This window comes from Rhodophyticola sp., assembly GCF_965284195.1.
Taxonomy (GTDB): Bacteria; Pseudomonadota; Alphaproteobacteria; order Rhodobacterales; family Rhodobacteraceae; genus Rhodophyticola.
This window is the reverse complement of sequence record NZ_CBDIRM010000001.1, coordinates 3,516,815-3,540,601: the sequence shown is the minus strand read 5'-3', so window position 1 is coordinate 3,540,601 and position 23,787 is coordinate 3,516,815. Positions and strand designations below refer to the sequence as shown.

The 23,787-nt window shown below is 64.9% G+C and carries 24 protein-coding genes and 1 tRNA gene; 10 read left to right on the top strand and 15 right to left on the bottom strand.

Features of this window, described 5'->3' with window-relative positions:
* Positions 1-12: 12 nt before the first annotated feature.
* Both ACQ651_RS17685 and ACQ651_RS17680 read left to right on the top strand, forming a co-directional pair.
* Positions 13-570: an ActR/PrrA/RegA family redox response regulator transcription factor gene (locus ACQ651_RS17685; protein WP_121896139.1), complete on the top strand. Its 558-nt coding sequence runs from the start codon at positions 13-15 to the stop codon at positions 568-570.
* On the top strand, positions 567-1,079 hold the full coding sequence (locus ACQ651_RS17680; RefSeq protein WP_430450005.1) for a hypothetical protein: 513 nt from the start codon (positions 567-569) through the stop codon (positions 1,077-1,079). Before ACQ651_RS17685 ends, ACQ651_RS17680 begins: the two co-directional genes overlap by 4 nt.
* Here ACQ651_RS17680 and ACQ651_RS17675 read toward each other — a convergent pair.
* Positions 1,076-1,975: a LysR family transcriptional regulator gene (locus tag ACQ651_RS17675; RefSeq protein WP_227286980.1), complete on the bottom strand. Its 900-nt coding sequence runs from the start codon at positions 1,973-1,975 to the stop codon at positions 1,076-1,078. The genes ACQ651_RS17680 and ACQ651_RS17675 overlap by 4 nt on opposite strands.
* A gap of 96 nt (positions 1,976-2,071) precedes the next feature.
* Between ACQ651_RS17675 and ACQ651_RS17670 the strand changes: the two genes are divergently transcribed.
* Positions 2,072-2,239 (top strand): hypothetical protein, encoded by a 168-nt coding sequence (locus ACQ651_RS17670; protein ID WP_227286979.1) that lies wholly within the window; start codon positions 2,072-2,074, stop codon positions 2,237-2,239.
* A gap of 349 nt (positions 2,240-2,588) precedes the next feature.
* Here ACQ651_RS17670 and ACQ651_RS17665 read toward each other — a convergent pair whose 3' ends face one another.
* The 3 genes from ACQ651_RS17665 to adhP form a co-directional block, all read right to left on the bottom strand.
* A complete protein-coding gene (locus ACQ651_RS17665) occupies positions 2,589-2,816 on the bottom strand; it encodes an N-acetyltransferase family protein (protein WP_430450004.1) in 228 nt (75 codons plus the stop codon).
* 47 nt (positions 2,817-2,863) lie between these two features.
* Complete coding sequence (locus ACQ651_RS17660; RefSeq protein ID WP_227286978.1) at positions 2,864-3,460, bottom strand: HD domain-containing protein; 597 nt, start codon at positions 3,458-3,460, stop codon at positions 2,864-2,866.
* Positions 3,461-3,791: 331 nt separating this feature from the next.
* A complete protein-coding gene (gene adhP, locus ACQ651_RS17655; protein ID WP_227286977.1) occupies positions 3,792-4,820 on the bottom strand; it encodes an alcohol dehydrogenase AdhP in 1,029 nt (342 codons plus the stop codon).
* Positions 4,821-4,994: 174 nt separating this feature from the next.
* Here adhP and ahcY point away from each other — a divergent pair, with 174 nt between their 5' ends.
* Positions 4,995-6,386: an adenosylhomocysteinase gene (gene ahcY / locus ACQ651_RS17650; protein ID WP_227286976.1), complete on the top strand. Its 1,392-nt coding sequence runs from the start codon at positions 4,995-4,997 to the stop codon at positions 6,384-6,386.
* A 66-nt stretch (positions 6,387-6,452) separates the two neighbouring features.
* On the opposite strand, the gene ACQ651_RS17645 is transcribed toward ahcY, so the two are convergent.
* The gene (locus tag ACQ651_RS17645) at positions 6,453-7,190 is read right to left on the bottom strand and encodes a glycosyltransferase family 2 protein (protein ID WP_227286975.1); all 738 of its coding nucleotides are present in this window, start codon (positions 7,188-7,190) and stop codon (positions 6,453-6,455) included.
* Positions 7,191-7,200: 10 nt separating this feature from the next.
* On the bottom strand, positions 7,201-8,037 hold the full coding sequence (locus tag ACQ651_RS17640; RefSeq protein ID WP_227286974.1) for a glycosyltransferase family 2 protein: 837 nt from the start codon (positions 8,035-8,037) through the stop codon (positions 7,201-7,203).
* Positions 8,038-8,736: 699 nt separating this feature from the next.
* Here ACQ651_RS17640 and ACQ651_RS17635 point away from each other — a divergent pair.
* On the top strand, positions 8,737-9,078 hold the full coding sequence (locus ACQ651_RS17635; protein ID WP_430450345.1) for a DUF2853 family protein: 342 nt from the start codon (positions 8,737-8,739) through the stop codon (positions 9,076-9,078).
* Positions 9,079-9,431: 353 nt separating this feature from the next.
* On the opposite strand, the gene ACQ651_RS17630 is transcribed toward ACQ651_RS17635, so the two are convergent.
* Genes ACQ651_RS17630 through tsaD form a run of 4 tightly spaced genes read right to left on the bottom strand, consistent with a single transcriptional unit; the run spans position 9,432 to position 12,393 of the window.
* Positions 9,432-9,914 (bottom strand): RidA family protein, encoded by a 483-nt coding sequence (locus ACQ651_RS17630; protein WP_227286972.1) that lies wholly within the window; start codon positions 9,912-9,914, stop codon positions 9,432-9,434.
* A 21-nt stretch (positions 9,915-9,935) separates the two neighbouring features.
* The gene (locus tag ACQ651_RS17625) at positions 9,936-10,355 is read right to left on the bottom strand and encodes an EVE domain-containing protein (RefSeq protein WP_375550972.1); all 420 of its coding nucleotides are present in this window, start codon (positions 10,353-10,355) and stop codon (positions 9,936-9,938) included.
* A 5-nt stretch (positions 10,356-10,360) separates the two neighbouring features.
* Positions 10,361-11,317: an NAD(P)H-dependent glycerol-3-phosphate dehydrogenase gene (locus ACQ651_RS17620; RefSeq protein WP_430450003.1), complete on the bottom strand. Its 957-nt coding sequence runs from the start codon at positions 11,315-11,317 to the stop codon at positions 10,361-10,363.
* Positions 11,314-12,393: a tRNA (adenosine(37)-N6)-threonylcarbamoyltransferase complex transferase subunit TsaD gene (gene tsaD / locus ACQ651_RS17615; protein ID WP_430450002.1), complete on the bottom strand. Its 1,080-nt coding sequence runs from the start codon at positions 12,391-12,393 to the stop codon at positions 11,314-11,316. Before tsaD ends, ACQ651_RS17620 begins: the two co-directional genes overlap by 4 nt.
* A 48-nt stretch (positions 12,394-12,441) precedes the next feature.
* Between tsaD and ACQ651_RS17610 the strand changes: the two genes are divergently transcribed.
* The 4 genes from ACQ651_RS17610 to ACQ651_RS17595 all read left to right on the top strand — a co-directional run bounded on the left by ACQ651_RS17610 (position 12,442) and on the right by ACQ651_RS17595 (position 16,297).
* A complete protein-coding gene (locus tag ACQ651_RS17610) occupies positions 12,442-13,146 on the top strand; it encodes a uroporphyrinogen-III synthase (protein WP_430450001.1) in 705 nt (234 codons plus the stop codon).
* A 121-nt stretch (positions 13,147-13,267) separates the two neighbouring features.
* Complete coding sequence (locus ACQ651_RS17605) at positions 13,268-14,656, top strand: COG4223 family protein (RefSeq protein WP_430450000.1); 1,389 nt, start codon at positions 13,268-13,270, stop codon at positions 14,654-14,656.
* Positions 14,657-14,667: 11 nt separating this feature from the next.
* Positions 14,668-16,179 carry a heme biosynthesis protein HemY gene (locus tag ACQ651_RS17600; protein ID WP_227286966.1) on the top strand — a complete coding sequence of 504 codons (1,512 nt, stop codon included), beginning with the start codon at positions 14,668-14,670 and terminating at the stop codon, positions 16,177-16,179.
* A 42-nt stretch (positions 16,180-16,221) separates the two neighbouring features.
* A tRNA-Thr gene (locus ACQ651_RS17595) sits at positions 16,222-16,297 on the top strand.
* A 258-nt stretch (positions 16,298-16,555) separates the two neighbouring features.
* Here ACQ651_RS17595 and ACQ651_RS17590 read toward each other — a convergent pair.
* From ACQ651_RS17590 to ACQ651_RS17570, 5 genes are all read right to left on the bottom strand, one after another.
* On the bottom strand, positions 16,556-17,359 hold the full coding sequence (locus ACQ651_RS17590) for a hypothetical protein (protein WP_430449999.1): 804 nt from the start codon (positions 17,357-17,359) through the stop codon (positions 16,556-16,558).
* Positions 17,356-18,447, bottom strand: a complete 1,092-nt coding sequence (locus ACQ651_RS17585) for a S66 family peptidase (RefSeq protein ID WP_430449998.1) — start codon at positions 18,445-18,447, stop codon at positions 17,356-17,358. The genes ACQ651_RS17590 and ACQ651_RS17585 overlap by 4 nt, the downstream gene beginning before the upstream one ends.
* A gap of 11 nt (positions 18,448-18,458) precedes the next feature.
* On the bottom strand, positions 18,459-18,941 hold the full coding sequence (locus ACQ651_RS17580; protein ID WP_430449997.1) for a DUF5946 family protein: 483 nt from the start codon (positions 18,939-18,941) through the stop codon (positions 18,459-18,461).
* A 122-nt stretch (positions 18,942-19,063) separates the two neighbouring features.
* Positions 19,064-19,618, bottom strand: a complete 555-nt coding sequence (locus ACQ651_RS17575; RefSeq protein ID WP_430449996.1) for a GNAT family N-acetyltransferase — start codon at positions 19,616-19,618, stop codon at positions 19,064-19,066.
* Positions 19,619-19,678: 60 nt separating this feature from the next.
* Complete coding sequence (locus ACQ651_RS17570; protein WP_227286961.1) at positions 19,679-20,878, bottom strand: ABC transporter substrate-binding protein; 1,200 nt, start codon at positions 20,876-20,878, stop codon at positions 19,679-19,681.
* 432 nt (positions 20,879-21,310) lie between these two features.
* Between ACQ651_RS17570 and ACQ651_RS17565 the strand changes: the two genes are divergently transcribed.
* Positions 21,311-23,767 (top strand): alpha/beta fold hydrolase, encoded by a 2,457-nt coding sequence (locus ACQ651_RS17565; RefSeq protein WP_430449995.1) that lies wholly within the window; start codon positions 21,311-21,313, stop codon positions 23,765-23,767.
* The last annotated feature ends 20 nt before the right edge of the window (positions 23,768-23,787 follow it).

Here is a 23,787-nt window from a genome sequence, read left to right as displayed (position 1 = left end):
GGAGGAACTTGCATGTCCCAGGAACGGACGCTACGCGATATAGGGCCGGATAAATCCCTGCTTCTCGTGGATGATGACGAACCGTTTCTGAGACGTCTGCAGCGCGCCATGGAAAAACGCGGCTTCGATGTCGAAGCGGCCGGGTCCGTGGCCGCCGGGATCGCCATCGCGACGGCCCGGCCCCCGGCCTATGCCGTCATCGACCTGCGGCTGGAAGACGGCAACGGGCTGGATGTGGTCGAAACCCTGCGTGAAAAGCGCCCCGACAGCCGGATCGTGGTGCTGACGGGCTATGGCGCCATCGCCACCGCCGTGGCCGCGGTGAAAATCGGGGCGACGGATTACCTGTCCAAACCCGCCGATGCCAACGACATCACCGCCGCATTGCTGGCGGCAGAGGAAGAGATGCCGCCGCCGCCGGAAAACCCGATGTCCGCCGACCGGGTGCGATGGGAACATATCCAGCGCGTGTACGAGCTTTGCGACCGCAATGTCAGCGAGACCGCACGGCGGCTGAACATGCACCGCCGGACCTTGCAGCGCATCCTCGCCAAACGGTCGCCACGGTGATCCGTATCGGGCTGGCCGCGGCCGGTCTTGCGCTGACGGCCTGCGCGCCCGCGGGGCTCCCCGAGCGTGCCGCCACCACCCCCACCCCAAGAAGCGTCACCCTCGATGAGGGCGGCGTGCAGCCGTCGGGCACGCCGCTCCGGATCGATTTCGGCCGGGCGCAGGATGGCGTGATCGAAACGATGACCCGCCTTCAGGGCGCGGCCCCGGTCGAGATCGCCCGGCAGACGGAGTGCGGCCCGGGGCCGGTGACGGCTGCGCGCTGGCAGAACGGGCTGACGCTGAACTTCCTCGACGGCGATTTTCGCGGCTGGACGATGACGGGCCCGGACCTGAGCACGCCGCAAGGGATCTTCGCCGGCATGGCGCGCGCGGACCTGCCGGGCGCGGATTTCTCCGAGACCTCGCTGGGCACCGGGTTTCGCGCGGGCGGGATCTTCGGCATTCTGGACGAGCGCGGCTCGGAGGTGCGCATGATCTGGGCCGGGGCGACCTGTTTCCAGCGCTAGCAGTCCACCGCGCATCGGACCAGCCAGTCCACAAACACCTTGACCCGCGCGGGCAACGGGCCCGGCTGCTGCACCAGATAATATCCCAGTTCCGTGTCGCATTGCTCCAGCAGGAGCACCAGCCGGCCTTCGTCCAGATCCTTCTGCACCACCGCATAGGGTTGCATGTTGACCCCGGCCCCGGCCCGGCATGCCGCAAGCGCAAGGGCGCTGGAACTGAGCTCGGTCGCCGAGATGTCGGCGCGGTCCAGACCCTGCACCGTCAGCCAGGAGAATAGCTCCCCGAAACTCGTGTCCACGACCCAGGGCAGATCGGCCAGCATCCGCACCGCCTCCGGCGCGGCGGCGGTATAGGTTTCCGGCAGTCTTGCGGCCAGCGCGGGATGCGCGACCACCACGGTGTTCGCCCGGCTCAGGAACCGCGTCTCGACGCCCGGCCACACGCCGCGCCCATAGCGGATCGCCAGATGATGCCCCTCCCGCCGGAGATCATGGACCCGGTCGTCGGACGAGATGGTGATCGGAATATCGGGCCGCGCCGACCAGAACTCCGACAGGCGCGGCATCAGCCAGTTTTCCGCGAAGCTGCGCGTCGTCGTCAGCGAGATCGGCCCTTCGCAGCGCGCCTCGGTCAGGGTGCGGACACCCGCCGCGATCTCGGCGAACCCGTTGGCCAGATCCGTGGCAAGACGGCGCCCCGCGGGCGTGGGCACCATGCGCCGGCCTTCCCGCTCGATCAGCGATTGTCCGAAATGGGTTTCAAGCGCGCGGACATGCTGCGCGATGGCCGCATGGGTCACGTTCAGCGTGCGTGCGGCAGCCGAGTAGTTTTCCAGCCGGGCGGCCGCCTCGAATGCCCGAAGCGCGGAGAGGGACGGGATATCGCGCCAATCCATATGTAACCTCATCTTACATACGAAAGCTATTGCTGACTCACCGCCTTCGGTCAAGCGCGGTAGCATCGGGACAGATCATATCAAAGGAAATCGACAATGCTCCGCATCCTTTCCGACAGCCTGAAAATTGCAGCCCGCCAGCATGACTGGGACCCGCCCGACTACTGGCGCCAGATGGACGAACGCCCGGTCCGCCGCCCGGCCCGGCAGAATCCGCGTCAAAGCTCCATGCGGCGCTGGCTGCGCGATACCGGTATTTTATGAGGCCTGCTTACATCAGGCATCTCTCTCATCCCTGTGGCTGGCCGGAAACGGCCTGCCCCACTTGGCCGGAGGGTCGACGCGCAAGCTCCGAACCTTCCGGCCTTTTTTAGCGGTCTCATGGCGCCCGGGATCAGTCCAGATCGTACCGCATCAGCTGCTTGTCGACCACCTGCCCGTCGTCCAGCCGGACCCCTGTCATGGACCCGTAGGGCTGGAAGCCCCGGCTCTGGTAATAGGTGAGCCCGCTGTCATTATCCGTGCGGATATTGGCGTTGATCCATGCATATCCCAGCAGGCGGGCCGCCGGTACGGTGGCGCGGAACAGGCGGGAGCCGATCCCCAGCCCCTGCTAGTGAGGGGCGACGAAGGTCGAGATATCCGCAGCGGCGGCAGGCAGATAGTCAGCCGGCCCGACGAGCTGAAACCCCAAGATGCGTCCCTGCCCGTCCTCCGCCACATGCCATGCGCTTCGGTCGGGATCGCTCGACATCCAGTCCGTCATATCTGTGGCGGTCACCGGGCGGGTCATCGCGGTTGTCCCGCCGATGCGGATGATCCGGCAAAGAAGCTCGGCCATTCCGCCCGCATCCAGCCCGTGCGCGGGCCTGACATGCAACTCGCCGGTCACAGCGCCGCCAGAAGGGCCGCATGGCGGGCGGTGAATTCCGCGCGCGCCTCCGCCGGGGGGCGCAGGCGCAGGGTCAGCCCCTTCGTCACGCCGGGCCGGGGATGCCCGAAGAACCGGTCGGCCTCCGCCTCGGCGAAACCGGCCAGTTGCGTCGCTTCCAGCCAGGCCGAGATCTTGTCGGCCCGCTTGATCTTTGCCTTGACGGTTTTCGGCAGCAGGCCGGGCAGCCCGAACCGCAAGTGGATCGCCGCCGACAACCGGTCGTCCAGCGCGCCGTAATCCGGCCCCACGGCCGCCTTCACCGGCGAGATCATGTCGCCGATGACATATTCCGGCGCATCGTGCAGCAGGGCCGCCAGCCGCCATTTTGTCGGTGCATCCGGCACCAGCCGACCGTAGATTTCCTCCACCAGAAGCGAATGTTCGGCCACCGAATAGGGATAATCCCCCGCTGTCTGCCCGTTCCAGCGCGCAACGAAGGCCAGCCCGTGGGCGATATCCTCGATCTCGATATCCATCGGCGTCGGATCCAGAAGGTCCAGCCTGCGCCCCGACAACATGCGCTGCCAGGCACGGGGGGGATGTTTGGGCATAGCTCTATCCGGCAATTGCTGCGCCCGAGATGGATAAGCGGCGGTCGCGCAAAGGACAACCGCCTCCCGATCACCAGAAATCGCTAGGCGCCCGCGGGGCTTTGCGCTTACGCTTTCCATCTCTTACGTGCAATCCAGGGGAGAGTTTCGATGTCCAAGGACGGTAAAGGCGGCAAAGACGGCGGCAAGGGCCCGGGCACCACGCCCCACGGGACAGAAAAGGTGCCGGGCGGCGGCAAGGGCAAGTAGCCTTTCCGCCGCGTGACCGCATGATCGAAACCGGCCGCCGGGTTCGTGGCGGCCGGTTTCTTCCTCCGGCAGGGCCGGTGTTTCAGATTTCCATCACGATCCGCCCGTCAATCTGACCGGCGCGCATCTTGTCGAAGATCGCGTTGATGTTCTCCAGCTTGTCCCATGTGAAATGGGAGGCGACCTTGCCTTCGGCCGCGAAGACCAGCGACTCGCGCAAATCGTTCCGCGTTCCCACGATCGAGCCGCGCACGGTGATCCGTTTCAGCACGATCTCGAAGATGGGCAGCGGAAAATCGCCGGGCGGCAGCCCCACCAGAGACATGAACCCGCCGCGCTGCAACATGCCCACGGCCTGACTGAAGGCGCTGTTGGACACCGCGGTGACAAGCACGCCGCGCACCCCGCCCATCTGCGTCTGCAACTCGCCGACCGGATCCTCATCAACCGCGTTGAAGGTGAGATCCGCGCCCAGATCCCGCGCCAGCTTCAGCTTGTCTTCATGCACGTCCACCGCGACCACATGAAGCCCCATGGCCTTGGCGTATTGCACAGCCATATGGCCCAGCCCGCCGATGCCCGAGACCGCGACCCAGTCGCCGGGTTTCGCCTCCAGCTCCTTCAGGGCCTTGTAGACCGTGACACCCGCGCACAGCACCGGAGCCGCGGGACCGAACTCCAGCCCATCTGGCAGTTGGCCGACATAATTCGCATCCGCCCGCACGAACTCCGCATAGCCGCCATCGACGGAATATCCGGTGTTTTGCTGGCTTTCGCACAGGGTTTCCCAGCCGCCCACGCAATGTTCGCAGCGACCGCAGGCGGTGTGCAGCCATGGCGCGCCAATCCGGTCGCCCTCTTTCAGATGGGTGACGCCCGCGCCCACCGCCGCGACCTCGCCCACGCCTTCATGGCCGGGAATGAACGGCGCCGTGGGCTTGACCGGCCAATCGCCTTCGGCCGCATGCAGGTCGGTATGACAGACACCACTGGCCCGCACCCGCATCAGCACCTGCCCCGGGCCGACCTCCGGCACCGGAACCTCGCGGATCTCCAGCGGCTTCCCGAGTGCGGGGACGACGGCGGCTTTCATGGTTTTGGGCAGGGACATCGGCGTTCTCCTCAAGATTGCTTTCAACTGCAACTTACATGTTCTGGTTGTCAGGGATTTGACACTGATCAAGGCGCGCCGGATTCGCGGCGCCACCGGCATTGCCGCGCCCATGGTGCCCTGCTATGTCGCCATCCAAACAGAGATCTGTGCCCGAAGGAAAGGCTACCCCCCGTGACCGATTACATCGTGAAAGACATTGCTCTGGCCGAATATGGCCGCAAGGAACTGGATATCGCCGAAACCGAAATGCCCGGGCTGATGGCGCTGCGCGAGGAATACGGGGCCTCCAAACCCCTGAAAGGCGCGCGAATTGCCGGCTCTCTGCACATGACGATCCAGACCGCCGTGCTGATCGAGACGCTTGTGGAACTGGGTGCGGAGGTTCGCTGGGCGTCGTGCAACATCTTCTCCACGCAGGATCATGCCGCCGCCGCGATCGCCGCTGCCGGGGTGCCGGTCTTCGCCATCAAGGGCGAAACGCTGGAGGAATACTGGGATTACGCCGACAAGATCTTCCAGTTCAAGGAAGGCGGTTGCAACATGATCCTCGACGACGGGGGCGACGCGACGCTTTACATCCTGATGGGCGCACGGGTCGAGGAAGGCGAGGAAGACCTGATCGCGGTGCCGACGTCGGACGAGGAGGTCGCGCTTTTCGATCAGATCCGCAAGCGGATCAAGGAAACCCCGGGCTGGTTCGTGAAGCAGCGCCACATGATCCAGGGCGTCACCGAAGAGACGACGACCGGCGTTCACCGCCTGTACCAGATGATGGAGAAGGGCCACCTGCCCTTCCCGGCGATCAATGTGAATGACAGCGTCACCAAGTCGAAATTCGACAACAAGTACGGCTGCAAGGAGAGCCTTGTGGACGGCATCCGGCGCGCCACCGACACGATGATGGCCGGCAAGGTGGCCGTTGTCTGCGGCTATGGCGATGTCGGCAAGGGGTCTGCGGCGTCCCTGCGCGGGGCCGGGGCCCGCGTGAAGGTGACCGAGGTCGATCCGATCTGCGCCCTGCAGGCGGCCATGGACGGGTTCGAGGTCGTGCTGCTGGAAGACGAACTGCCGCATGCGGATATCTTCATCACCACCACCGGCAACAAGGACGTGATCCGCATCGAGCACATGCGCGAGATGAAGGACATGGCGATCGTCGGCAATATCGGCCATTTCGACAATGAAATTCAGGTCGCCGCGCTGAAGAACCACAAATGGACCAACATCAAGGAACAGGTGGATATGATCGAGATGCCCTCGGGCAACCGGTTGATCCTGCTGTCCGAAGGGCGGTTGCTGAACCTCGGCAATGCCACCGGCCACCCGTCTTTCGTGATGTCGGCCTCCTTCACCAATCAGGTACTGGCCCAGATCGAGCTGTGGACCAAGGGGGAGGAGTACAACAACGAGGTCTACGTCCTGCCGAAGGTGCTGGACGAGAAAGTCGCGCGCCTGCATCTGAAGAAGATCGGTGTGAAACTGACCCAGCTCGCCAAGGAACAGGCGGACTATATCGGCGTGGCGCAGGACGGGCCGTTCAAGCCCGAGCATTATCGGTATTGAGGCGCGTCGCCCGGACGTTTGGTCACAGCTGCAAGTCTTGAACTAAGCAATAGAAAACCTCGCCCCTTACAGTGTGGGGTTTTCTTTGTTCCAGACGGTTTCACCGCCCGTGACTACTTTTGAGATGCCAACCTCTGCCGCCCAAGCACGGCCAATATCTCTGATCATCGGTGTTCGTTTGCCGCGAGTCAGCACGGCGCATTTTCGGGATTGGACCAACTCTGCGAGGGCAGGGTTGATGTCCCGCGCTTGCTGCTTCTCCGGATCGAGCGATGGGATTAGCAACTCCGCCACTGCGTTTGCAAAGGCAGGCAGGATAAACTTTGGGCTGGTCCCAAGCGCTGATACGCGCCGGTAAATGGTTTTACCAAATAGCGAAAACCATGCTTCTTTATCTGTCAGATACGGATAACGCCGCTTCCAATGATGCTCAATCGTCAACGGGGCTACTGCGTCATAACCCTTTCGCAGAAACGGTTCGATGTCCTGTGGGTCCATATGCTCGAGGCAAATCCAATCGTCTTCCATATGGAACATGACGTTGTCCGCAGCTTGACCCCATAGCCATTTCACCGCGGCTCCAAAGGAGGGCGTTTCTGGTTTCCGAATTTGCACACGCGGAAACATAGACCGCAGTACCTCTTCGCAGCTGGCTTCGTCCGACGCATCTCCAAAGGCCGGATCGAGGTTCACGTAGGCGCACTCGACCACAAAATTCGAAAATAGGTTTTCTTGAAATGAATCCAAGGTTGTTTTGAGCAAGTCAGGGCGCCGAACGGCAGTCATGCAAATGTCGATCTTCATCGCTTAACCTTCAAAGCCGCAACATGCCGCGCAGAATTCGGCGTCGCAGGCTCCACTTCCGACCGACACGCTGTTCGATATGGTGTTCCAAGGCAGTCGCGATCTCTGACCTGTAGGAAGGGTCAGTTAGCTGTTCCATCATCTCATGAGCATGCCAACGAAACTCCGCACGGGCTTGTAGCTGCTCACGCGGTTGCAGCGCGTAATCCGCACTCCCAATGATACGCTGGATAAAACGGGTGTCTGGCACCGGTGCAGCGGCACCTTTCAACAGGCTCGGCAAAAGGATCAAATGATCGCTCGCCCACAAAAATGGATACCCTGTTTCTTCAAAAGCTCTTCTATTACTTTGCAGGGCAGTCCGCCGCCACATCCCGTAAACCCAAGTCGGTTTGCAATCCAACAACAAGTCCACGACGCGCCCAGGATCCTCGTCGCGTCTGGATCCTGCCTCGACCAGTTTCCGACTATTTTCGGTGACCTGCTCGCAACTCGAATAGGCGAGTTCTAACGATGGATCGTCTTCCAGACACCGTAAGAGAGCGCCAACATAGGTTGGGTCTGATAGGTCATCATCCGCGCGCCACATAAAGTACTCGGCTTCAGACTGATGCAGTGCCAATTGGAAATTTGCACCCGGTCCAATATTCATGTCGTTGCGCCGGTACTCAAATCGCGGGTCGTGCATGAACTCGTCGAGCACAACCTCGCGCGTGTTATCGTTGGACGCGTTATCGAACACAGTCACCTTAAATTCTTCATAGTCCTGATCCCGCAGGCAGATCAAAGCTTCGCGAAGGAGCTCCGCGCGGTTAAACGTCGGGACGGCAACATCAAGCTTGGCCATTTTTTCGCACCCCAAGAGCTACCGAACCGTCCAACGGAACCGCAGTTTGCACCATGCAGAGAGCCGAAGCGTGACTACGTTCCCTATGTGCCTTTCCACATTTGGATCCTCGAAACACTTGCGGGCGCTTAAGCACCATTCTTCATCAGTTGCCGAAGCATTTCCCGCGCACATTATCAGGCAGACGTTGGTGCGTGCAAGGTGCCACCTAGGTCGAGCGCGAAGCCAGAGATATGGAGGCGGGTTTGCACCACAGAATCGCGGCAAGATGTCTACCGAAGTACTCTACCCTTCCCTGCAGCGGGACGTCGCCCGGCCCGCCGAACACCGAGGCAAGTTCCTGGTGTTGAAAACACCGGTCACTAGGGATTGGACAGAGATACCTGCGCGTGGTTTCACGATCACTGCTGTTTCGAAGATTTTGAAGCTCTCTCCGCTGGTAGATCAAGCCAGTCTTGACCGGAATAATGCCGCTGACCCGCTTGAACATTTTGAACCGGTCATAAGGTCAGTTGTGGAGCGAAAGGCGTATGACCCGAGGTTACCAAGTATCAGAGTTGTGTCCGCATTGCACACCGGGGCACCCTCTTGGGCAACTTCCCCTTTTTGAACGGCCTTGGCTCGGCTAACCTTTGCTTCGTCCCGGTCGAAATAAGCCGGGGGACGCAAAATGGTCCAAAACAGGGAGTGATATTCACCATGGGCAAGCGAGACGATTTGATCGCGATCTATGCGGATGATTTGAAAAACAAGTGTGGCATGACACCGGATATGGACCTGCTGACCAAGGTCACGATCGGCTGCGGCCCTGCGATTTACGACGCCGACGCCGCAACCGTGGCCGCCACACAGCCCGGAGAGCTGGAGACGGTTAAGAGCAACTTCCTCATCAAGAAGCTGGGCCTGAGCGACGGCCCGCAATTGATGGAGGCGATCAACAGCGTCATTGCCACCTATGGCAAGTCTGAGCGCAACAAGTACCGCGCCGTGGTCTACTACATGCTGACCAAGCATTTCGGAAAGGAAAGCGTCTACGGCTGAGGCCGGACCGCACCGCACCGAAATCGGAAAGGGGCCGGCCGGTGTGCGGGCCCTTTTTGCATATGTAAGGGTTTGTTTAGCTTAAATTCTCTGGGCAATTGTTTTGCATGAGAGATGGCTTGGCGCTATCACCCCCTGCATGCCCGGCCAGGACGGTGGGCCCTCAGATAGAACACGTGCGGAGCGAGATGTGCGCGTGGGTGTTGGAGGGTCCCGGGGGGTCGGGACCCTCCATTTTTTTGAGGGCCGGACGGGCCTCTCGCAACCGGTCTTCACATGTTCCCAAGCGTGTTTCCGGCGCGCCGCCAAAGCGCGCATCGGCGTCAGGCGCGGGCGGAGCAGCCAAGCCTGGATCAGGCGAGGGACAATTCGGCCTCGATCTCGATGGCGAAATTCATCGGCAATCCCGCAACCCCGATGGCGGAACGCGCATGGCGCCCCACCTCCGCGCCGAACACGTCGACGATCAGGTCGCTGAACCCGTTGATCACCAGATGCTGCTGATCATACCCGGGGGCGGAGTTAACCATGCCAAACACGCGGGACCAGCCCGCGACCCGGGACAGGGGGCCGATCTCGGCCCGGAGATTGGCCAGAACCGAGAGGGCGATATCCCGCGCCGCAAGCGCCGCCTCCTCCGTCGACAACTCGGCGCCGACCTTGCCATAGGGGCCGGCTATCGCGCCCTCGGATGTCTGTTTCGGATGACCGGAGACGAACACGCGATCCCCGCGGACATTGATGAGCGCAAAGGGCAGATGCAGATCGGGCGGCAGGCTGATCGCGGCGGGAAGCTGCAGGCCCAGTTCGGCCAGTCGTTCTTCGGGGGTTTGCATGTTCCGGCCTTTCCGCGCGCGTCAGCCGCCGACGCCGCCCATGTCGCAGATCAGGGTCCATTCCCGATCGCTGACAGGTTGGACGGACAGCCGGGAGTTTTTCACCAGCACCATGCCGGCGAGACGCTCGTCGCCCTTGATCTGTTCAAGCGTCACCGGAGTTTTCAGCGGCTTGACCGCCTTGATATCCACGCATTCCCACCGCTCGTCATCGGTTGTGCTGTCGGGATGCGCCTCGGCGATCACTTCCACGATCCCCACGATCTCCTTGTCTTTCTGCGAGTGGTAGAAGAAGCCCCGGTCGCCGACTTTCATCTCGCGCATGAAGTTCCGCGCCTGATAGTTGCGTACACCGTCCCATTCCTCTCCCGCATCGCCCCGGGCGACCTGCTGGTCCCAGGACCAGGTGGAGGGTTCGGACTTGAAAAGCCAGTATGTCATCGGGGCTACTCCGGTTTCAGGGGGCGGCGCAGAAGCGTGTCGATGACAGCATCAAGGGTCAGCGCACCGCTGGCAAGGGCTGCGACCGCATCGGCGATGGGCGTGTCCAGTTCCGGGCGCGCGGCCAGTTCCTGCGCGGTGGCAAGCCCCTCCACCGTGACGGCCGGATCGGGGCTGCGGCCCTCGGCCAGCGCCATACCGAAGGCCGTGTTGCGGGATTTCTCGGAGGTGCAGGTCAGAACCAGATCGCCGAGCCCGGAAAGCCCGGAAAGCGTTTCGTCCAGCGCCCCGGCGGCGCGGGCCACCCGGCGCATCTCGGCAAAGCCACGGGCCATCAGCGCGGCGCGCGCGCTTTCCCCAAGCCCGGCCCCCATAACCGCGCCCGCCGCGATGGCGATGACGTTTTTCAGCGCGCCGCCAAGTTCGGCGCCGATCACGTCGCTGGTGATGTAGAGGCGCAGCGCGGGCGTTGAGAGAGCATGTTGCAGATCCCGGGCCATATCCGCATCCGTGCAGGCCAGCGTCAGGGCCGTTGGCAGCCCCCGGGCCAGATCCTCGGCAAAGCTGGGCCCGGTGAGTTGAGCGATGGTCGTATCCGCGCCCCGGTGCCGGGCGATCAGCGCGGTCGGGCCAAGCCCGGTGGCGCGATGGATGCCCTTGGCGGTCGAAACCAGAGCCCTGGCCCGGAAGGGCGCGCTTCTGCCCAGAAAATCATCCATCTTCTGGGTCGGGATGGTGAGGATCAGGATCGGCGCGGTCAGATCGGCGAGACCCCCGGTCACGCGGATCGTCGGCGGCAATATGTGACCGGGCAGGCGACGGGTATTTTCGCGCGCCGCGTCGATGGCCGTGGCCCCGTCACGGGCCCAGAGCCGCACCGGATGGCCCGCATTGCCAAGGGTGATGGCCAGAGCAGTGCCGAACGCCCCCGCGCCCGCGATGTCGATGGGTGCGGGCGTCATGCCTTGGCCCCTTTCCGGCCCGATCCGATCAGGGCCGGGCTGATCCGGTCCAGCGGCCAGCGGGGGCGGGCGGACAGATCCATGCCGTCGCGCTGCCCGCGCCGAAACGCCTCCAGCCCCGCATATGCGATCATCGCGGCATTGTCGGTGCAAAGGGCAAGCGGCGGCGCGACGAAGGGCAGATCCCGCCCGGCCGCGACCTCTTCCAGCGCGGCACGCAGGGTCTGGTTGGCCGCAACCCCGCCGGCCACCGCAAAACCGCTCAGCCCGGTCTGACCGCCGAGCGCCCGGCGGGATTTCTCGGCCAGAACGTCGCGGACGGCCGCCTGAAAGCTGGCGCAGAGATCGGCACGGCCCTGCGACGTCAGGCCGGATTTCTCCGCGATCACCGCATCGCGGGCGCGCAGGACCGCAGTCTTGAGCCCGGAAAACGACAGATCGGCGCCCGGCCGGTCGAGTAGCGGACGAGGCAGTGCGAACCGGGCCGGGTCGCCACCCAGCGCCTCGGCTTCGACCGATGGCCCGCCCGGCTGCGGCAGGCCGAGGATGCGGGCGACCTTGTCGAAGGCCTCCCCCGGCGCGTCGTCGATCGTGCCGCCAAGGCGGGTGAACGCGTCCGCCCCATCCACGCGCAGAAACTGGCAATGCCCGCCCGAGACAAGCAGCATGAGATACGGATAGGCAAGCCCGTGGGTCAGCCGCGGGGTCAGCGCATGCCCGGCCAGATGGTTGACCCCGATCAGGGGTTTGCCAAGCGCGAAGGCAAGACCCTTGGCCGCCATGACGCCGGACAGAACCCCGCCGATCAGCCCCGGCCCCGCAGTCACGGCGATGGCGTCGATCTCCGTAAGGCTCAGGCCGGCCTGATCCAGCGCCTCCTCCACCACCAGATCGAGCCGTTCGGCATGGGCGCGGGCCGCGATCTCGGGCACCACGCCGCCGAACTCCGCATGCAGATCAGTCTGGCCCGATACAACGGACGCAAGGATATGCGGGGTGCCGTCATCGCGCAGGATCGCCGCCGCGGTGTCATCGCAGCTGCTTTCAAGGCCAAGAAGGGTCAGGGGCACGGTCATCATCGGCTTCGTTGCTAGGGCGTGGGATCGCAGGTAACACTCGGGCCCATGCCTGACAATGCCGACCCCGTTCTGCTCCTGACCCGCCCCGCCCCGCAATCGCGGCGGTTTGCGGCCCGTTTCGCGGGCAGGCTGGACACGGTGATCGCGCCGCTTCAGAAGATCGCGCCGCTGGATGTGGCTATGGATGACGCCGGGCTTGGCGCGGTGATTTTCACTTCGGAAAACGGCGTGCGGGTGTTTGCGGAAATCTCGCCGCGGCGCGATATCCCCGCCTTCTGCGTCGGGGATCGCACCGCCGAGGTGGCGCGCGCGCTGGGCCTTGCGGCCAGATCCGCGAAGGGCGCGGCGGACGATCTGGTGGCGATGGTTCTGGAGGAACGGCCCAGTGGACGGCTCCTGCATCTTCACGGGCGCCATGTGCGGGGCGACGTGGTCGACAGATTGCGCGCAGCCGGCCTGGATGCCGCCGGGCTGGCCATCTACGATCAGGTGAGATGCCCGCCGGATGACGCGTTTCTGGGTGTCGCGGGAGGCAGCCGCCCTGTGATCGCACCCCTGTTTTCGCCCCGCAGCGCGGCGATCTTCGCCGAGGCGCTTGGCGCGGCGCGGCCCGCGGCGCTGACACTGCCCTGTCTGAGTGAAGCTGTGCGCGCGGCCTTGCCGCCCGATTTGCAGGCATCGGCAGTGCTGGCCGATGCCCCGAGCGCCGATGCGCTAACTGCGGCAATTACGAGGCATATTTCCCTCTAGCCGCGCCTTGAGGGGCATGCAACGCTGGTCTAAGCTGACTCGGGTGCCCGGTCAGGCGCTGTTCGGGCGCGCCATAGCTGCGGCCGGGCGGCCCATGAAGTACAGTTGAAGGGATGGCGTGGTGGCAAGAAAGACCTCAAAGCGATCGGGCGACACTGTAGCCGGGGAAGACACGCAGCAGGATATCGCCGCCACCCGGGACGAGACCACGGGACAGGACAAGACCGCCCCCGAAGAGATCGGCCCCGAAACGACAGGCCCCGCGGGCGAGGATACGGTCGCGGGGGATAGCGATACGTCGCCGCTGATCCTTGACAGGCAAAGCCCCGATACGGGCGACGCCCCGCAATCCGGTGACAGCAAGACAGACGCAACCGCCGACGGGGATGCCCCCGAGCCGGAAGCGAAACCGGACGAGCGCAGGCCCGACCCCGCGCCCGAGCCCACACCCATGGCCACGCTGATGAGCAATGCGACACCGCCGCAGACGATCGTCGAGCAGCGGGGGCCCGGCTTCGTTCCGCTGCTACTGGGCGGTGTTCTTGCCGCCGCCCTGGGCTATGGGGCCGCCTATCTCGGCGTTCTGCCGACGCAGCAGCCGGGTGAAGACCCGGCCATCGCGGAACTGGGCGCGGCGCTGGAGGCGCAATCCGAAGATCTCGCGGCATTGGCCGATCGGGCCGGCGGCATCGAAAGCCGGCTGGCCGCCCTGCCCGAACCTGTCGCACCGCAGGAGATCGACCTTTCCCCGCTGGAAACGGCCCTGGCGGATGCGACCGCGACGATCCGGGATCTGACCGACCGGATCGCGGCGCTGGAGGCGCGCCCGGTGCTGACCGGAGAGGGCACGATCGACGATGCCGCGATGGCGGCGGCGATGGCCGATCTGCAGGCCAGCCTTGCCGAACAGCAGGCCGCCAATCTGGCGATGGCCGAACAGGTCGCAAACGCGGCCGCAGAGGCGGAGGCGAGGATCGCCGCCGCCGAGGAACGTGCCGAGCGGCACGTCGGGACGGCCACGGCGCAGGCGGCCCTCAGCCAGCTGCGGATCGCGATGGCGGCCGGCAACCCGTTTTCGGACGCGCTGGCCGATGTGGCGGCCAATGCCGATCTCGATGTGCCGGACCGGCTGGCCGTGATCGCGGAAACCGGCGTGCCGACGCTGGAGGAGTTGCAGGCAAGCTTCCCCGCCGTGGCGCGGGCCGCGCTGCCGGTGGCCCTGCGCGAGACCGCGGGCGACTCCACCGCGGACAGGGTCGGCGCGTTTCTGCGCGGCCAGGTCGGCGGGCGATCTCTGGAACCGCGCGAGGGCGACGACCCGGATGCACGGCTGTCCAGAGCCGAGGCCGCGGTTGCCTCGGGCGATCTGGCAACGGCCTTGAGGGAAATCGGCGAATTGCCGGAAGCGGCCCGCGATCAGATGGCGATCTGGATCAGCGACGCGCAAACCCGGCTGGATGCGACCGACGCGCTCGACGGGTTCGCCGTTGCGCTTGATGACGCGAATTAGGGGGCGGCGCGATGTTATGGTCCCTGCTCAAAATCGTGCTCTTCGTCGGCATTGTCGCCGCCGTGGCTCTGGGCGCGATCTATCTGCTGGAATCCGGCGACGTGGTGCTGATCACCTTCGCGGGGCGTGAATTCGCGTTGACGCCGCTGGCGTCGGTTGTTGTAGCGCTGGTTCTGCTGCTGGCCATCTGGCTGGTTTTCCGGCTGGCCGGATTGCTGGTGGCGACGCTGCGGTTCCTGAACGGCGACGAGACGGCGATTTCGCGTTATTTCAACAGGCGCAGCGAGCAGAAGGGCTTTCAGGCGCTGGCCGATGGCATGCTGGCGCTGGCCGCCGGAGAAGGCCGGCTTGCGATCCGCAAGGCGCAGCGCGCCGAGGGCTATCTGCACCGGCCTGAGATCACAAATCTGCTGATCGCGCAGGGCGCCGAGATGGTCGGCGACCGGGTGCTTGCGACGAACACGCTGAAGGAGCTGGTCAGGGACAGCCGGACCCGGTTCGTGGGTGTGCGCGGGCTGATGAAGCAGAAACTCGATGCGGGCGACACGGAAACGGCGCTGAAACTCGCCGAAAAGGCCCTTGCATTGAGACCGCAGCATGAAGAGGTGCAGGACACGCTGTTGCGGTTGCAGGCCCAGCACGAGGACTGGCGCGGGGCACGCGCGACCCTGTCGGCGAAGCTGAAGGCCGGCAATCTCCCGCGGGACGTACACAAGCGCCGCGATGCGGTTCTGGCGCTGGCCCATGCGCGCGAGGCGCTGGCCGAGGGCAAGGTGGAAATCGCGCGGCGCGACGCGGCCGAGGCCAACAAGATGTCCCCCGATCTGGTGCCCGCCGCCGTGATGGCCGCGCGGATGGCGATCGACGAGGGCAAGCCCAAAGTGGCCACAAAGATCATCCGCAAGGCGTGGGATGCCAAGCCGCACCCAGATCTGGCCGCCGCCTTCGCCGCGATCGAGCCGAACGAGAACCCCTCCGAACGGATGCGCCGGTTTTCCGTGCTGACCAGCCGCCATGTGAATGACGAGGAAACCCGGCTTCTGAAGGCGGAGTTGCACATCGCCGCCGAGGATTTCCACGGGGCCCGCGCCGCCTTGGGTGATCTGGCCGAGACAAGCCCGAGCGCCCGGTCACTCACCATCATGGCCGCGATCGAACGGGGTGAAGGGGGGGAGGATCAACTGGTCCGGGCCTGGCTGGCAAAAGCGGTGACCGCATCCCGCGGGCCGCAATGGCTCTGTTCCGCCTGCGGGCATATCCATGCCGACTGGCAGCCCGTCTGCGCGCATTGCGACAGCTTCGACACGCTGAGCTGGGAGGCCGCACCGCAAAGCGACGCGGCCCTGACCGGCCCGACGCAGATGCTGCCTCTCATCGTCGGGGCATTGGACGACCATAGCCACGAAGCCGAGGTGCCGGACGCAGATCTTGTCGATGATCCCGATGTCATCGCGACCGGCGATGCCGGCGAAACCACGCCGCCCGAGGAAGTCGGCGATGTGGAGACGACGGCCCGAAATTAGGGCTATCCATCGCTTGGCAAGCTTGCTAAGAGCGCGCCGGGCGCCGCTGTAGCTCAGCTGGTAGAGCACGTCATTCGTAATGATGGGGTCGGGGGTTCGAGTCCCTTCAGCGGCACCACTTTTTCCACGCAGGTCGTCCCGAAAGTATGCAGGAACGCGCCACGGACGCAGGGTCCTGGGCGAAATCCCGTTCCGGAAATGTCGATGGCATCGGCAGGACGGTGGGCGGGATAGCTCCGCTGGATCTCAGATCTGGGAAGGCTCGGCCCGACGGCAGGCCGCGGTCGGCTCGCCGGTTTCTGCGGCAGCCCGGTTGCTGGATCGGTCTTCGATGCGGTCTACTTTTGGGGCTGAAGCCCGGAAGATCGCATCGGTCTCATCGAACGCGCCCCGCATCGGCGGGTTCGACGGAGGGCCGGTCCGCAGCCGGTGCCAGGATGAGATCCGCGAGCCGGTTGGCATGGCGTGCCTCCGCCGGAAACCAGTGCCCGGCCCCCCGGATGACATGAAGATCGGCGGCGAAACGCGCGGCAATTGCGGCTGCCGTCCCGGCGGGAACGATGCGGTCATTCTCTCCGGTGATGATGGTGCAATCGCACTCCAATGGCGGGACGGGATCCAGCCAGCCGCCGGGTCGCAGACCCAAAGCCTCGGCAAGAACACGCCCGCTGTCCGGCAGAAGTGTGTGCGCAGCCTCCGGGGAGGGCGGATCGGGGTCCAGCCTTCTCCCGCTGTCGATCCTGATCGCACCAGTCTGCCAGCCAAGCCCGAAAGACAATGTGAAGAAGGCTTTCTGCACCCAAAGCGGCACGCCGGAGCCGATGGAGGGCGGCGGAACCGGCGCCATGAGAACGAGGCGCGATGCGCATCCTTCGTCGGCCAATGCCAGCGCAAGGAGCGCCCCGTTCGAATGCCCGCAGATGATCGGCCAAACACCGTCGAAGGCCGTCGCAAGCCCGTCCGCACAGCTGCGCGCCTCTGCCAGAATGTGGCCGAGACCGACCTGTGCCAGCGCCACCCTCGACAGGGGGTGCCGTCGCTGCGCTTCCGCAAGCGTCGGTGCCACGGCACGAAAACCCCGGGTCCTGAGAGCATCCGCAATCGGCCAGAGCGTCTTGCCCGTACCGCCAAGACCATGCAGGAGCAGAACCGCCGGCCTCTGTCGAAAGTGCGTCGTCATCCGGAGGCTCCCGCCGGTTTGCCCTCCGCGTCGCCGACCGCGGCCTCTAGGAGCGATATACTGACGTCGTCGCAGTCGATTTCCGCCGCGACACCGTAGGGCAGCAGGGTCATCGGGTCGGTGTGGCCGAAGTCCAGCCCGGTGACGAGCGGCAGCCGCTCGGCGCCATATTCGGTGAGCACCTTTGCCATGGCGGCGCCATAGTCATCCTGCCGATCCAGTGGGACGCCGCCGCCGGGGCGCCCGACAATGACGCCCGCAAGCACGCCGAGAATTCCCTGCGCGCCGAAATTGCGCAGCCAGCGCGCGACAGTCGAGGGGGCCGGGGCCTCTTCGGAGGTTTCGTAGAAGAGGATCGCGCCGCTCCAGATATCGAGAGGCGGCCAAAGCTCCGTCCCCTTGATCATTTCCAGCACCTCGGCGCAGCCTCCGATCAAGGGCCCTCGCGACCGGCCGGACCCCTGCCATAGCCGGGGCGGCGCCGCAGGGTGCAGCCGCCGTTTTCGAGACTGGTTTCCGGGCACCGCCCAGCTGAGCCGTTCATCTGTCCAGCCTTCGGTGTTCCGAGGCAGCTTTCCCGGCGGTTCGCTGGAGAACAGGACCTGACGGATCGCGTCTTTGGTGAAGGCGTGCATGCCGCCGTTCTCGGCGAAACCGGCCATCACGGTCGGGCCGTAGATGCTTGTCACCCCGGCCTTGAGACAGGCGAAATGGAGCACGGTGACATCGGAGTAGCCGAGCAAGACCTTGGGGTTCTCCGCGATCAGGTCGAGATCCAGATATGGTAGCAGCCGGATGCAATCGTCGCCTCCGATACTTGCGATCACGGCCGAGACCGAGCGGTCGGCGAAGGCGTCCATGACGTCATCGGCGCGGGCCTCGGGGTTCCGGTCCAGCCAGTCCACAGGCTTGCAGGCATGGGGCATGAGGACGACCTCAAGCCCGAATTCCTCCGCAAGGTATCGCGTTCCGGCCTCGAACCGGTGCGGGAGGCACGCCGGGCCGCCCCAGCAGGGCGTGACCACCGCAACGCGGTCTCCCACGTTGAGCTTTCGGGGCTTTTTCAGCGGTCTGGGCCAGTACGCCATTTCCGTTTCCGTCAAACCTTGCAGAGCTGCGCGGCGATGGAATGATGGTCGGACCAATCGGACAGGACCGCAAGCGCAAACCGCTCCACGGAGTGCAGATGGCGCGCGGGTTCGGAGATGTCGATCTCTGCGATGGACACGCTCGGCACCGGCCAGACGGTTGGCAGGTCGGCCAGTGAGGGATCCGAAAGCGCTTTTCTCAGCGCAACGAGGCGCGCCTCGGATTGCCCGAGATGGATCTGCGCATAAAGCGCTGCCAGATGTATCCGTGCCGACCGTCTGGCCCGCGGATCGTCACCCCGGCTGTGCTGGAGCGAATAGGCATCCGTCAGAAGCTGGTGCGCAGGCCAGTACCGGTGGTCCGAATACTGAAGCGCCAAGGCCTGACCGAAGCGGGCCCAACATCCGGCCGACCCCTTGAGATAGGCATGCACCGGACCTTCGATATCCGCGAAACGACCGAGACAGCCGGGACAAACGCTCATATTCGTCATCTTTTCATGCCTCTTTCGATAGCGGCACCGCGTCCAGGGCAGAGGCCCGGAAACCGAATTGGGCGATACGGGGTTCCCGTCCTCATGGCCGCCTCCGGGCCGCGGATCTGCGAACCGGGTCATCAGATCTCCCGCGACATCCGAATGCCGGGCACGATCGCCCTGCCATCCGTGCCGACCATGACGCGCTCCTCCGGTTTCCACCCGGCGGCACGGTAAAGCCGTTCCCCCGCGACAGTCGCCAGAAGCTGCGCCCGCCGGAACCCCGCCAGCCGCGCGGCCGCCAGAGCCGTCGACAACACAAGAGAGCCCAGACCGTTCCGGGCGAAATCCGGGTGCGTATACATCGCCCGAATGCCCGCGGCATCGCAGGCGGGATCGAGAAGCGGCGCCTTGGCGGAGCCGCCCGCGCCATAGAGCGCCGCGCGCCGCGACCAACCGCCGCTTGCCGCGATCCATCCATTCACGGTTGCGACGTAATATGTCCGGTCTTCGATCAGGACAGGGTCGAATGGGGTGATCCGTCTCATTTCCCGTCGCTGCTCCGGCGTCAAGAGCGGGTCCAGCAGGGTCGAGATCGACACTTCCTTCATCTCTTCGAGCGCCCGCCGGTCCATCATGGTGGCGCGCCGCAGCTCGATGACGGGAAGATCGAGAATGGGTTTTTGATAAGTCATTTTCTGTTTTCCGGGTTGCGCCCCGCCGGACCCATGCCGGCGGGGCGTCGGGGTTCGCTGCTACCAGACGCGTTGGGTCTCGAAAGCCGCTCCCCTGATTTCGATTTCACGATAGGTGCCGGCCGCGTTGCCGCCCGCGTCGAATTCGACATTGGAGACGCCGACATAGTCGATATCCCCGCCTTGCGACAGAATGCGCAGCCCTTCGGCCAGTTCACCGACGCCGATCCGGGTGCCCGGCGCATTGGCCACGCGAGCGAGCTGCTGGGCGATCCCGCCCCGATCTGCGGATCCCGCCGCCTGTATCGCCAGCGCGATCAGGGCCGCGGCATCATAGCTTTCCCCACGGAACGGGCCGATGCCGGTGATCCCCGCGGAGGTGGCCAGCGCGTCGAAGGCCGTGGCGGCCTCCCCGTCCGAGCCGGGAACGGAGCCGAAGGAGCCTTCGAGCTGATCCCCCAGATCGGCCAGCAAGCTATCCCCGATCATCCCGTCGGGCAGGATGAAGGTCTCGAACGCCCCCAGATCGAGCGCGGTCTGGATGATCTGCCGCCCGCCCTGATCCACATATCCGATCACGAGCAGTTCCGACGCCCCGGACGCGGCAAGCGTGGAAACTTCGGCGGTGTAGTCGGCCCGGCCGTCTTCGTGGCCCAGGGAGACGGTCACGCTACCGCCAAGAGCCTCGAAAGCACGGGAGAACGCATCCGCGAGCCCCTGACCGTAGTCATTGTTGGTATAGGTGATGGCAACCTCGTCGATCCCGCGCGCCATGGTCAGCTCCGCCAGGACTTCGCCCTGACGCGCATCCGAGGGGGCCGTGCGAAAGAAGAGCCCGCGATCGTCGATGTCGCTCAGACCGGGACTGGTCGCCGAGGGGGACAGTGCCACCAGCCCGTTCGGAACGGCCACGTTGGTCACGACCGCGCTTGTGGCCCCGGAACAGGCCGCGCCAAGGATCGCGGCAACACCCTCGCCGACAAGGCGTTCGGCGGCCGCGGCAGCGGCGCCCGCATCGACGCAGGTGCTGTCTCCGCGGATCGGTTCGATCTGGCGGCCGCCGAGGAACAGGCCCGAGGCGTTGATCTCCTCGAAGGCGAGTTCGGCGGCGGCGGCCATGTCGGGCGTGAGCGACTCGACCGGGCCGGTGAAGCCCATCAGAACACCGATCTTGACCGTGTCGCCGCCATGGGCATCCGCCAGCGCAGCGCCGGCCAGCAGCGACAGAGCGGTGGTTGTCGTGAGCATATGTTTCAGCATTTCAATTCCTTTGAGTTTGATTTGGTGGTCGAATGGCCGGTAGGTCGGAGCGAAACCGGCCTGATTTCCGACCGAGCTTGAGATCCGGGCGCAACCCGCGAAAACCCGTGGCCGCCGGAGGATGACGGGTTTTCGCGTGTCCCGCTCCGCCTACCCGGTTCCCCCGGGCGTGCCCGATGAACGGCTATGCCCCCGACGCGCGGACGTTGCCCTTGCGCCGGGGGGCGGCGGCCACAAGACCGGTAATGATGTGCGTCATGAAAATACTCCTGAGCCGATGGACTTGCGGCACGCCGCGAGATGGGTCTAATCGGATCGGAACGGTGAAGCTTGGCGGACCTCTGAGTATTTCCTGGGGAATGCCTGGCCATTTCTGGTATTTTTGAAATCGACCCCTTTTTTGCGGCACCGCCCGTGTCGCCAGGCATTGTCATGATCTATGCATTCGAGACCTTCACGGTCGATACCGATCGATTCCAGCTTTCCGGCCCTGAGGGGCCGATTGAAGCCGAGCCGCAATCACTCGAATTCCTGATCCACATGATCCGCAATCGCGGGCAGCTCGTGTCCAAGGAGGCGCTGCATCAGACCTTCTGGCCGGATCGGGTTGTCTCCGACGCCGCGCTTTCGACGCTGGTGAGCAACGCAAGACGGCTGGTGGGGGATTCAGGGGATGAACAGCGCATCATCGCAACCCGCCACGGACGGGGTTTCATCTTTCGCGCCGAGATCCGCGAGATCGAGGGGTCCGACATCATCCGGGACGCCATGCGCGACACGGCCGGCGGCGCGAAGCCGCGGGTGGAGGGCGCACCCGCAATCGTGGTTCTTCCGTTCGAGATCGTCGGCGACACACCGGACGTGAAGGGCCTGAGCGAGGGTGTGACCGAAGAGGTCATGGCGGCGCTTGCCCGCTCGCGCTGGTTTCCGCTGATCGCCCGCAACCGGGTGCGGACCTTTCTCGAACTTCCAGCCGAAGCACGCCATCCGTTCAAGGATCTTGGGGCCACCTATCTGGTCGAAGGCGGAGTTTTCCGGGACGGCGACGATATTCGCCTGCATCTGCAACTGACGGATACCGAACCGGCGCTCCATATCCACGTCTCGCGCCACGAATTGACCTATACCGGGCTTTTCACGCTGCTCGACGAGATATCGACCATCGTGACGGCGACGATTCACCCGGAACTGGTCGAGGCCGAACGGCTCAAGGCTGCGGCCACCGGGCCCGACGCGCGCAGCGCCTGGCAGGAATTCGTACTTGGCCAGCATCTGATCGCAGCCCCCGACAAGGCCGCGAACATGGCCGCACGCACCCATTTCGAGCGCGCGCTCGCGCTGGAGCCCGGGTCGGGGCGCATTCACGCGGGCCTCGCCATGACCCATCTTTGGGATTACAAATACGGCTGGTCGGACAATGCCGAACTGTCCCTCGGCGCGGCGGCGCGGGATGCCGAGCGCGCCCTCAAACTCGCGCCCGACGACAGTTGGGCCTGGTCGATCCTGTCGATCTGCGAACTGACCTTGCGTCGCTTCGATGCCGCGCTGGACACCGCGCGCAGGGCGATCGAGGTCGATCCGGCCTCGGCCATGGCCCACGGATGCTACTCCTGGATCCTTGCCTATTCGGGCCATTATGACGACGCCAAGGCCGCTTTTGCGACCGCCATGGCGCTTAGCCCGAGCGACCGGCGCCGGGGCCTGTGGCTCACCGGGCACGGCATCGCCCAGTTCGGTCTCGGCGATTTCGAGGGAGCCCTGCAATCGGCCAGAGAGCTGATCGCGCTCAGCCCCGAGCACCCGTCGGGCCACCGCATGAAATGCGCCTCGCTCGCATGTCTCGAACGGACCGTGGAGGCGCGCCGGGCCGCCGATACCCTGATGAAGCTTCTGCCGGATCACGATGTGGACGAAGCGGTCGCGCGCCAGCCCTTCGGCACGGCTCTGGGCATGGCTTACTCCCGGGCGCTGAAACGCGCCGGCCTCACCGGCTCGGGCCGGCGGGGTGTTCCGGCGACACCGCCGGGCGCGGTACCGGCATCTCCCCCACCCTATCCGCTGGAGAATGCCACGACGGCGGACGGAGTGCGCATCGCCTGGTCGAGATTTGGTTCAGGGCCCCCTCTTCTCGCCGCCGCCCGCTGGCTGGGCAATCTCGCTCTCGACCACGAGAACCCGTTCTCCAGCCGCATCGTGACGGCGCTGGCCGAACGCTTCACTCTTGTCCAGTTCGACCATCGGGGCATGGGCCAGTCCCAGAGGGATATCGACGGGCTGACATTGAGCGATTTCGCGTCGGATATGGAGGCGGTGGTGGGCGCGGCCGGTCTGGACCGGTTCGCGCTGCTCACCATGGGCCACGGATGTCCGGTTGCCTTCGAATATCTGCGCCGCAATCCCGGCAGGATCAGCCGGATGGCCCTGTTCGGCGCGTCCGCAACCGGATGGCGCCATCCGGAATGGGGGGAAACGACGGAACGGACCGAGGCGATCATGGCCGTGGCCCGGCTTGGCTGGGACGCGGAGGAGCCCACATTCCGCCGGCTGACGGCGCAGGCCGTTTTGTCCGACACGCCGCCCGCCGATACGGCCTGGCTGGATACCTATCTTCGCCAGACGATCAGCACGGGCGTTTCCCTTCAGGTGATCGACGCGCTTGGCACCTATGATTTCCGGGACCTTCTGGGCAGCATGAGCATCCCCGCGCTCGTGCTTCATGGAACCGATGACGTTGCGGTTCCGATCAAGCATGGCAAGGCGGTGGCGGAGGCAATCCCGGGTGCCGAGTTTCTTGAGATGGACACGCGCAATCATATCCTGACGGAAAGCGACCCCGGATGGCGGGATGTTCTGGACAGGGTGATCGGATTTCTTGGACGCGATTCGTAAAGACGGCGGCCTGACGGGGC

What these genes read in the sequence shown, in the direction of transcription:
- ACQ651_RS17685 (WP_121896139.1), top strand. Translation starts at nt 13, where the DNA reads ATGTCCCAGGAACGGACGCTACGCGATATAGGGCCGGATAAATCCCTG.
- ACQ651_RS17675 (WP_227286980.1), bottom strand. Translation starts at nt 1,975, where the DNA reads ATGGATTGGCGCGATATCCCGTCCCTCTCCGCGCTTCGGGCATTCGAG.
- ACQ651_RS17670 (WP_227286979.1), top strand. Translation starts at nt 2,072, where the DNA reads ATGCTCCGCATCCTTTCCGACAGCCTGAAAATTGCAGCCCGCCAGCAT.
- ACQ651_RS17665 (WP_430450004.1), bottom strand. Translation starts at nt 2,816, where the DNA reads ATGGCCGAGCTTCTTTGCCGGATCATCCGCATCGGCGGGACAACCGCG.
- ACQ651_RS17660 (WP_227286978.1), bottom strand. Translation starts at nt 3,460, where the DNA reads ATGCCCAAACATCCCCCCCGTGCCTGGCAGCGCATGTTGTCGGGGCGC.
- adhP (WP_227286977.1), bottom strand. Translation starts at nt 4,820, where the DNA reads ATGTCCCTGCCCAAAACCATGAAAGCCGCCGTCGTCCCCGCACTCGGG.
- ACQ651_RS17645 (WP_227286975.1), bottom strand. Translation starts at nt 7,190, where the DNA reads ATGAAGATCGACATTTGCATGACTGCCGTTCGGCGCCCTGACTTGCTC.
- ACQ651_RS17640 (WP_227286974.1), bottom strand. Translation starts at nt 8,037, where the DNA reads ATGGCCAAGCTTGATGTTGCCGTCCCGACGTTTAACCGCGCGGAGCTC.
- ACQ651_RS17635 (WP_430450345.1), top strand. Translation starts at nt 8,737, where the DNA reads ATGGGCAAGCGAGACGATTTGATCGCGATCTATGCGGATGATTTGAAA.
- ACQ651_RS17630 (WP_227286972.1), bottom strand. Translation starts at nt 9,914, where the DNA reads ATGCAAACCCCCGAAGAACGACTGGCCGAACTGGGCCTGCAGCTTCCC.
- ACQ651_RS17625 (WP_375550972.1), bottom strand. Translation starts at nt 10,355, where the DNA reads ATGACATACTGGCTTTTCAAGTCCGAACCCTCCACCTGGTCCTGGGAC.
- ACQ651_RS17620 (WP_430450003.1), bottom strand. Translation starts at nt 11,317, where the DNA reads ATGACGCCCGCACCCATCGACATCGCGGGCGCGGGGGCGTTCGGCACT.
- tsaD (WP_430450002.1), bottom strand. Translation starts at nt 12,393, where the DNA reads ATGACCGTGCCCCTGACCCTTCTTGGCCTTGAAAGCAGCTGCGATGAC.
- ACQ651_RS17610 (WP_430450001.1), top strand. Translation starts at nt 12,442, where the DNA reads ATGCCTGACAATGCCGACCCCGTTCTGCTCCTGACCCGCCCCGCCCCG.
- ACQ651_RS17600 (WP_227286966.1), top strand. Translation starts at nt 14,668, where the DNA reads ATGTTATGGTCCCTGCTCAAAATCGTGCTCTTCGTCGGCATTGTCGCC.
- ACQ651_RS17590 (WP_430449999.1), bottom strand. Translation starts at nt 17,359, where the DNA reads ATGACGACGCACTTTCGACAGAGGCCGGCGGTTCTGCTCCTGCATGGT.
- ACQ651_RS17585 (WP_430449998.1), bottom strand. Translation starts at nt 18,447, where the DNA reads ATGGCGTACTGGCCCAGACCGCTGAAAAAGCCCCGAAAGCTCAACGTG.
- ACQ651_RS17580 (WP_430449997.1), bottom strand. Translation starts at nt 18,941, where the DNA reads ATGACGAATATGAGCGTTTGTCCCGGCTGTCTCGGTCGTTTCGCGGAT.
- ACQ651_RS17575 (WP_430449996.1), bottom strand. Translation starts at nt 19,618, where the DNA reads ATGACTTATCAAAAACCCATTCTCGATCTTCCCGTCATCGAGCTGCGG.
- ACQ651_RS17570 (WP_227286961.1), bottom strand. Translation starts at nt 20,878, where the DNA reads ATGCTGAAACATATGCTCACGACAACCACCGCTCTGTCGCTGCTGGCC.
- ACQ651_RS17565 (WP_430449995.1), top strand. Translation starts at nt 21,311, where the DNA reads ATGATCTATGCATTCGAGACCTTCACGGTCGATACCGATCGATTCCAG.